This is a genomic window from Mesotoga sp. HF07.pep.5.2.highcov (assembly GCF_003666285.1).
GTDB lineage: Bacteria > Thermotogota > Thermotogae > Petrotogales > Kosmotogaceae > Mesotoga > Mesotoga prima.
Genome location: NZ_JFHJ01000675.1, coordinates 1 through 6,810, shown reverse-complemented (window position 1 = coordinate 6,810; position 6,810 = coordinate 1). Strand labels below are relative to the sequence as shown.

Sequence of the window (6,810 nt, the reverse complement as noted above, 5' to 3'; positions counted from 1 at the left end):
AGGAAATTGCGGCTGCCGCCATAAGGATAACTATCATAACGTCCTTAAACTGTTCTAGGAAACGCTCGAAGATGGTTTTCTTTCGTTCCTCTCTCAGGGTGTTGCTGCCGAATCTAGCCAATCGTTCTTCCACTTCAGAAGAACTCAATCCTTTGTTGGGATCAGCATTCAGTTTCTCTAATACCTCTTCTAGTTCCAATGAGTACCATGCCATTCTTAGTATCCTCCGTTTTCTCTGTGTGCAACTTCAAGGAGGCAAATCCATATCGCGACTTCTTGGATCGCTTTAAATACAGACTTAACTCCGGGCCGACGCTTTCATTCAGTATCGTCAGAGCGCTTTGTTCTGAGCGAAATCTCATTCCCGCTTTTCAAAGAAGACAATACTACTCTGAACGATTGAAGAAATGAGTTGCGCAGTTCATCACCACTCATCATACTTCTCTCTTTCAGATCATCATAGTATGCTGCAAAAGTTACAAGGGGCATTACAGAGAAGAAGAACTTGAACAATTCCATGTCCAGGGAGTAAGTGAAATCGTGGTCGGCTTCGGAAATCAATTTTAGGATGGGATTGCTGTCAATGTCTCTCGAGAGATCAAGCAGCCTGAAGAGATCGTTATGGTGTTTGCTGTCTTTCAATGATTCGAACATCAAAACCCTCAGCAACAACCTGTTTCCCAATAGATAATCGAGTATCCTTTCATAGTATTCAAGTAATCGGTTCACGAAAACAATAGCAGACTCCTCGTTCGAAAACTTCATCCTGTCATATTCAATATCGAGTTCGCCGTCTTTGATCATCTGAATGATGCCTTCCTGGACGAAATCCATGGTGATGGAAGTGGCATCTTCAAGTAAGGAATTAACTACGTAGCTTAGGATCTCCTCCTTACTTTTGAAGTAGTAATAGATCAGCCCTTTCGTCACTCCTGCGGCCTCAGCAATCTCACTTGTAGTAGTTGCATGGAATCCTCTTTTTGAAAACAGCTCTATCGATGCATCGATGATTCTTTCTCTTGCATCGTTAGCATCCTTTGATTTCATCACACCACTTCCTAACTAACCGGTTAGTCAAAATCATTGTACCATTTTGTTAGCTCTTTAGGGAGGTATCGAGTTTTTTAGATTCTCTCTGGTAAATGAATCAAGAGAATGGAAAGGTTTCGTATTCACCCCCAGGGGAATTAAACAAATAAGTGAGGAATAGTAGACTAAGGAGAAGGGGTGAATATGGCTGAAGCATCCGAAAGGCAAGCATTATGATCCTGAGTTCAAACTCAGATTAGTTAGGGAGTTCTTAGAGGCAGACAAAACCCTTGAAGAAATTGCACAAGATAAGGGGTTCGTACTTCAAAACACTTCAGAACATCACAAGACGCTGGATTTCTCTTATTCGATGAGTATCGTTTATTAGGCGGGCCATTCACGTTTTCTAATCTCTGTCGGTTAACCAATCCTTGCAAAGGAAACTGTGAAAGTGCAGCTTCTGGGAAGTCGAGATGGGAAGGCGAGAAATATTCATTCCGGACTTAGCTCTTACTATTACCCGTAACTTGCAGTCACCACTGGATTCTTAGAGAATTACTAGTAAATAACTCTCAGAGAAATAGACTAGTTTTTTTCGTCTTAGCCCTTCAAAAAACCATGAATAATGCAATAAACGCAATCGCAGCCCCATTAAACACTGGGGCCGACGTAGATCACTAGATGTGCGAAACTTACCGAGACAACTCCTTTCGAATCATTCAACTTGAAAAATCGAAATTTCCACTGCAGGGAAAGCTTGAAGAATAGATATGAACCGAGCGATAGAACCTTTGACACAGTTTGTTTAGGAGGTGCTTCCAAAAAGCCTTGTGAACAGCAAAAGATGGAAAACTACAACAAACAGTGCCTCAGCAGTGCTTTCCCGTCGTGATTAGAGAGCACGATCCCATTCCTGGAGAAGATACCCTGACTGTTGAATGACTGACTCTTACCGCTATGCTTTCCCGCGCGACTGCTGAGTAAAATCCCGATCGATGACAATCATTCTTTATTCTAGCTGAGTGCAAAAACTTGACTCAAAAATAATTCAGGTGTAGAATCCTATATGTACGTACATTCTAACTGGAGGCGACTGTTATCACTCCTAAGTATTCAGTAATTGAGCATTTTCTGCTTGAAGAACTCAAGTCCGGGAAGTACTCTGTTGGAGATAAACTTCCAACGGAGAAAGAGCTTATGAAGAAGTTCAGTGCAAGCAGAGAAACTGTCCGGAAGGCTCTGGATAGGCTCTCTTTCGAGGCGGCAATAGTCAGGAGACCGGGCCTTGGAACCTTTGTAGGCTATGGAAGTGACAACCACCTCGTGGGCATTCTAGTCCAGCAAATAACCAGTTACATCTTTCCATATATAGTGCTCGGGGCCGAGGACCACCTCTTTCGAAATGAATACAAGATGCTTCTAGGCAATTCGGCGGAGGATCCAGTCAAGGAACGGCAGATCCTGTCGGAGTGGATTGCTTCCGGGGTAAAGGGTTTGATAATCGATCCTGTGTACAGTGCTACAAAGAGGTCAAATAAAGATCTAGTGAAATCTATGGCAAAATCGGGAATCAAGATTGTTCTGGTACACAGCGACTGGAACATAGATCAAGTGAGCTGCAATGTTCTTGACGATGCCTTTGGAGGAGAAAAAGCGGCGGAGATCTTCTTTGAATACGGTCATAAAAGAGTTGCCGTGATATACAAATCGACACACCTTCCCGGCGTCATAAGGGCCAAGAGCTTCGTAGATCGCTGCAGACAACTGGGGTTTTCAAAGATATACGAAAAGTCCTTCAACGTTTCGGAGTTCACAGGTGCGCCTATGCAAATCGCTCATGAACTGATGTCGTTACCGCTGCAGATTCGCCCTACTGCAATCTTCTGTTACAACGATGCGACGGCCCTTCAGCTACAGCTGGTAGCAAAGAGACTTGCTCTAAATATACCCGAAGATATCTCGGTTATAGGATTCGATGACGGGCCTATCGGTGATTTCAGAGACATCCTGACCACTTTTGCCCACCCAAAAGAAGATGTGGGAAGAAGGTCTGTCGAAATCCTTCTTGACATGCTCAATGGCTCCAAAGCTTATAGAGTTGTCCATAAACCGGAATTGATTGAAAGAAGTTCAGTTGCTGGTGTGAAGGAATAGTTCTGAACCGCTTTCTTTATGAAACTCAAACTTCTGATCTTAAGACAGATCATCTGCAACCCTCTTTAAAGGCTAAGCGATCATGGAATTTACATCTTTGGCTTTCACTCTGTGACTATCTTAGTTTCTCTTCGTCATTCGCAAATCAACTTGTGGCTCTGACGTCCAGAGCGATTCCTTCTTAAACAACGTTGTCAAAAATCGTGGTTGTACTCTTCGCCCCAGGTTCTTATTAGTGGACTGGTAAGGGTTGGTGCCTCGAAGCCATAAGAAACGCAACTAAGAACTAGATTTTCAGAAAATATTGGACTAGCAATGGCACAAGAAGCTAACTGGCGTCGTGAAAGAAAATACCCCTGCTGGGCACCGAGGAGCAGAAATCGGAAGGCCAAAACAAAAAATCTTCTCTCATATCTGTTCGAGGTTCTTCGATCTATTGAGAAAAGGAACTTGACTTCTCTGCGAGAGAGACGCCGATAGGAATCCATTATAGAAACGACGGCTATGGAATCTTCCGAGAAAGTTATTCCCAACGTCAAAATGGATTTGGGTTTTTTCCGTCTCAAAATACGAACCTCTTGTCTCTTCCTCTCAAGTTCCAGGAACTTCGGTAAAGAGGAGAGAAAGTCGAGAAATGAAAAAGGGCATTTCCTACATGTTCGTTTCACGAAAGGAATCAGAAAAGGAAAACAAAATGGTTTGCGCTTCCAAGACAGTTTCCGTCATAATCGTTGCCATATGCTATCCCCTGTTTAGATCGAAATATCGGACTTCTTCATGAATTAGTCCGGAATCAACGCTCCATATATGTACGGACATTATTCTATGATAATCACGAAGAAATCAATGAGAATCCGTCCTTTCAATATTCGATTAATAGAAATATGAAGATATCGGCCCAAACCCGGCTCAGATCATCAGAGAACGGCTCTAATCGAATTTGGCGCAACTTCTTCGATTTTGCTACAATGTGACCGTGAATTGATTCTCCTCTTAATAACAACTGATTTCTAATCGTGGCAGAATTCTGGATCTGTCTTTTGTGCGGAAGTGTGGGCAAGTATGTTTGGTTTTTTTCAATAAGGTACGTACATATATGTATTTCCCGACAAACCAGAGTAGAAGCCAGTGCTTTCAAACGTAATCAAACAACCAATTTTTCTGTGAAGAGCTTAACTCATTTTTTCGGTCTGACTGATCAAGAAATATCATTTTTTTTGGGGGGTGGTATGACAGGCAATAGATCAGAGACTAGATCGTTTTCTTGTTCATTAACAATCTGGTATTTAGTATTTCTAGGAGGTGAAACTCAGTGAGAAAGTTGATGGTTATGGTACTTGCGCTGGTTCTTGCCGTTGGTTTCTCTTTCGGTATAACAATTACGATGATGTCACCGCTGACCGGAGCTGATGGAGCTTACATGGATGAAATCGTGGCAAGATTCAACGAGGAGCATTCTGACATCGAAGTTGTTCATGTGGTCGTAGAGTCTTCTCTGGATATGAAGAACAAACTTTCAATGGGTATTGCATCTAAGACAGCGCCCGAGATCATGTTCATCAGGAAATTCGACATGCCTCTTTACCTCGAACATTTTAAGGGATTCACAAAGGAAGAATGGCTTGAAAACTATGGAATCGACACAGATGATATCTTCCCAGGTGTTCTCGAAGGACTAGTTGTGGATGGTAAAGTGGTAGGAATTCCTCTGGACATATGGCTGTTCTACATGGCCTACAACAAGGCAAACTTCGCAAAGGTAGGCCTAGATCCTAACAACCCGCCGAAAACGAGAGAAGAATTCATATCTGCCATGGAGCTTTGTTGCCTATAACGCCTGAAGCTTGACACCATATTATGAGAACCCTGCCTGGACATGGATCTGGTTCCACCTTCTCTGGCAGCACGGCGGTGAAGTGCTTACCGACGACTTCAAGGCACCTGCGTTTGAAAAAGCCGGAATCGAAGTCTGTAAGTTAATGCTTGAGATGCAGGATAGGGGTATTCTGCCGATGCAGGTAGCCGACCCAGGCGTTTCCTTCCAGTCGGGCGAAAGCTCGGTCTTGATTACCGGTATCTGGACTATCAAGCCATGGATGGAACAGCTGGGTGAGGATTTTGGTTATGCAGTAGCTCCTCAGCTAGGCAACACTAAGGCCGTATTTGGAGGATCCCACGTGCTTGCAATGCCAGCTGTCATGGTCGAAGATCCAAAGGTACTTGAAGCTGCGACAACATTCATAAAGTATCTTTGGGACCACGCAATAGACTGGTATGAAGCAGGACAGACTCCCGCAAGAAAGTCCATTGCCGAGAGTGAGGAACTGAAGGAAAGGCTTCCTCATATCTACGCGGTCTCTCAGGACTCTGAATATGTGAGGCAGTTCCAGATGTTCCCGCTTATTTCAGAGATTGAGGCCGAAATCGCCGTTTATCTAGAGGAAATCCTCGTACTCCATTCGATGTCCCCAGAAGCTGGAATGAAGGAAGCGGCATTTGCCGTTCAGGAAATTCTCGACGACTATTGGTCGAGAAACTGATCTGCGTAAGTAACGGTTAATAAGGTGAAGGGAGGAGGAGTAATTGAGACAATCACATTCTAAGTCACCAAGAAGTTTCCGCAGGGAGGTTGGATCGTGGTTGTTCCTCCTCCCTCACCTGTTCTTTTTCATTCTTTTCGTTGCTGTCCCTCTAGTATTCGGACTCATTATCAGTTTCTTCAACTGGAGTCTCCTGAAAGAAAACGTATTCATTGGTTTCAATAACTATGTGCGGACATGGAACGATTCAAGGTTCTGGCCAACGGTTCAGCACACTGTAATCTTTGCACTGATTAGCGTCCCTTTGGTAATAATTGTGGCAATCCTTTTCGCCCACATACTCAAGAAAAAGCGCTTCGGTCAGCTTTGGTTACTCGTTGCCTTCGTTTCGCCAGCTTTCTTCGGATCTGTAGGAATTCTGAGTTCCTGGAAATGGATATTTGCTTCCTTTCCTTCGGGCCTTGCCAACTATTACCTGGATAAAGTCGGGCTCATCAACAATGCGGTTTCCTGGTTTGGAAGCACTTCTGTAGCCTGGGGAGTGATTATCCTTGTTACGGTCTGGTGGATCGTTGGGTTCAGCATACTGCTATATCTTGGAGCTCTACAAAGAATCCCACCCGAACAGTACGAATCAGCAAAACTAGATGGAGCCGGACCATGGAAGAGATTCATCTACATAACTCTCCCATGGATCAAGAGCGTGCTGTTTTTCGATGTCGTTCGTCAGGCGATTCTGGCATTCGGGCTCTTCGATCAAGCCTATATATTGTCTGGGGGAGGACCCGCAGGGACCACTCGTACACTCGTTTACTATCTCTATCTCGTGGGATTTGAGCGACAGGATTTCGGAAGGGCCGCGGCGATCTCCTGGTATATATTTGCGATCGTACTGATTTTCGCAGTGATTCAGCTAGTTCTGGTCACCAAATCTATACGATCGACGGAGGGGTGAAACTATGACTTCAACAGTCCCCAAAAACAAGAAGAAACTCAGCAAACGAATAACTGCAGTGATAGTGACTGTTCTTCTATGGGCCTTTGCAGCTTTCTGGTTTGCACCGATCTTCTGGATGCTGTCGACTTC

The 6,810-nt window shown here is 44.1% G+C and carries 4 protein-coding genes and 1 pseudogene; 3 read left to right on the top strand and 2 right to left on the bottom strand.

Annotated features, from left to right (window positions below; all coding sequences use genetic code 11):
* Positions 1 to 214 (bottom strand): cation-transporting P-type ATPase (locus tag BG32_RS14490; protein WP_147435087.1); only part of this gene is annotated, 214 nt, incomplete at its 3' end.
* Between the two features lie 104 nt (positions 215 to 318).
* Complete coding sequence (locus BG32_RS14485) at positions 319 to 1,047, bottom strand: TetR/AcrR family transcriptional regulator (protein ID WP_006487619.1); 729 nt, start codon at positions 1,045 to 1,047, stop codon at positions 319 to 321.
* Between the two features lie 1,080 nt (positions 1,048 to 2,127).
* Between BG32_RS14485 and BG32_RS14475 the strand changes: the two genes are divergently transcribed.
* From BG32_RS14475 to BG32_RS14460, 3 genes and pseudogenes are all read left to right on the top strand, one after another.
* Complete coding sequence (locus BG32_RS14475) at positions 2,128 to 3,183, top strand: GntR family transcriptional regulator (protein ID WP_183084212.1); 1,056 nt, start codon at positions 2,128 to 2,130, stop codon at positions 3,181 to 3,183.
* A gap of 1,312 nt (positions 3,184 to 4,495) precedes the next feature.
* Positions 4,496 to 5,723: pseudogene (locus BG32_RS17260) on the top strand (extracellular solute-binding protein).
* A 43-nt stretch (positions 5,724 to 5,766) separates the two neighbouring features.
* Positions 5,767 to 6,678, top strand: a complete 912-nt coding sequence (locus BG32_RS14460; RefSeq protein ID WP_006487626.1) for a carbohydrate ABC transporter permease — start codon at positions 5,767 to 5,769, stop codon at positions 6,676 to 6,678.
* Positions 6,679 to 6,810: the final 132 nt, after the last annotated feature.